The sequence below is a fragment of the Streptomyces sp. NPDC054847 genome (assembly GCF_053610925.1).
This window is the reverse complement of the sequence record NZ_JBSGZJ010000635.1, coordinates 1-1130: the sequence shown is the minus strand read 5'-3', so window position 1 is coordinate 1130 and position 1130 is coordinate 1. Positions and strand designations below refer to the sequence as shown.

Sequence of the window (1130 nt, the reverse complement as noted above, 5' to 3'; positions counted from 1 at the left end):
TTCCGTCTCGAAGCGCACCAGCTTCGAGGCGTCCGAACCGAACCAGCTACGGCCGGTGTTCGTCGTGTTCGCGAAGTCGAAACCCTTCGCGTCCGACGCACGCACCGTCGTGTCGATCGGCTTCCACGACGAGCCCGACCGGTACGACACGGGCTTCGCCGACAGCTCGGCCTCCACCCGCCCGTCCGACATCTGCCAGAACCGCGCCTGCGGCGTGCGCCGCTCCGTCAGCTCCTTGACCCGCTGCGCCGGCGGCAGCTTCTCGCCCTTCGGGAGCTTCTCCCGGCTCGGTATCTCGAGCTTTCCACCGACCGGCGGCTTGTCGGATCTCTTGTCGTCGTCGTCGCTGAACCAGCCGGCGATGGTGTCGACAACGCCTTTGCCGTCGTCCTTTTCCGGCCCTGATGACGGGGCCGCATAAGCGACCTGCGGCAGCAGCGTTCCCGCCACCGCCGACACCACCAAACAGGAGATATATCTCCTGTATGGAACTTTCACTTCATTACCTTTCGGCACTGCGAGCCGAATCCCCGCAGGCGGAAGGAGATCCACACACGGAAAAGCGGCACGCCGAGTAAGCCCCATCGGGGGTTTCCGATGCAGCCTGAATCCGTGCCGCTCTTCTGCGCGCGAGCAGGCATCTGGCCAGCTCACGAACGCGGCAGGGGATTATTGATCAACGAAGTGACACGACGTCAAGCCCACGGACATACAGGGCAGGTGCGGGCACCCGAGTCGCTTCGCCCCTTTTGGCCGGTCGCTCGCGCGGCGTACCGCGCATGGTGTATAACCGCCCGGTTCGACGCCAACCGATTCAGCCGACTACCCGAAAGCCGAGCCCCGCTCATGTCATCCAAGGAATCCACGGAAAGCGCAGAGCCGGAGGGAAAGTCCGACGAGACGCCGGACACGAAAACTGTTGAAACGGAAACCACCGGCGCGGAAAAGACGCACGCGGAAGCGAATCCGGAGCGAATTGCGGATCCCGGGACGGTGAACGAGAGCCGGAAGCAGGGCGCCGGCGGCGGCCGTGCCGGAGTGGCGATCGCAGCCGTCCTGCTGCTCGCCTGCGGCGGCCTCGTCGGCTACGGCGTTCTCGACACCGAGGAGAAGCCGAAGCCCCCGGCCGT

At 65.4% G+C, this 1130-nt stretch carries 1 protein-coding gene; it reads right to left on the bottom strand.

Going from position 1 to position 1130, the window contains the following annotated elements:
* The coding region (locus ACWGH4_RS33515) for a hypothetical protein (RefSeq protein ID WP_453467493.1) at positions 1 to 498 on the bottom strand (498 nt) is incomplete at its 3' end.
* Positions 499 to 1130: the final 632 nt, after the last annotated feature.